Below are 718 nucleotides of genomic sequence, written 5' to 3'. Positions count from 1 at the left end.
GAAATAACGATAGTTGCTAAAAATGATAATTTGTTAGAAGGAGAAGAAACAATAGTCATAACTGGAGCTGCTACAGCAGGATTTACCTGGAGTGCTACAGCCAATACTGCTACAGTAACTATAACAGATTCCAATCCGTTATCGGATAAGGTATTGCGTTTTAGTCCAAAAACAGATAATGTAGCAGAGGGTAGCTCGACAACGTTAAAAGTAAGTTTGCCAGAAGGAGTTACAGCTACGAGCGATATTGCATTCAACTATGCAGTAACGGGTACAGCAACTAGTGGCGATGACTATACAGCATTGACCGGAACAGGAACAATAACAGCAGGTCAAAATTCTGTAGCCATTGTTATAGATGCAAAGACAGATACTGTTATAGAGGGTGAAGAGACTGTAATTTTAACAGGAGGCGCCATAACAACAGGTTCATTAACAGGGTTTAGCTGGGATGATGCAGCCAAGGAGGCTACAGTAACTATTACTGATGTAACTGATCCGTTAAAGAAAGTATTACGTTTTAGTCCAACTACAGCAAATGTTGCAGAAGGATCAAGTACTAGTATAAAAGTGAGTTTACCAGAAGGGGTTACTCTGGGTAATCCACTGATTGTAAACTACAGGGTATCAGGTACAGCCACAAGTGATACGGACTATAGCGCTTTAACAGGTTCGGTAACGATTCCTGCGGGTTCAAGTTATGCAACGATAGAAATAG

1 protein-coding gene is annotated in these 718 nt (G+C 40.5%); it reads left to right on the top strand.

Annotated elements, in window-relative coordinates:
• On the top strand, nucleotides 1-718 hold a 718-nt coding region (locus IUY40_RS19180; protein ID WP_229335699.1), incomplete at both ends, for a Calx-beta domain-containing protein.

Origin of the sequence: Flavobacterium sp. ALJ2 (genome assembly GCF_015594725.1) — a bacterium.
In the GTDB taxonomy this organism is placed as follows: Bacteria; Bacteroidota; Bacteroidia; order Flavobacteriales; family Flavobacteriaceae; genus Flavobacterium.
The sequence above is the reverse complement of the archived record's forward strand: the minus strand, read 5'-3'. Positions and strand labels throughout refer to the sequence as shown.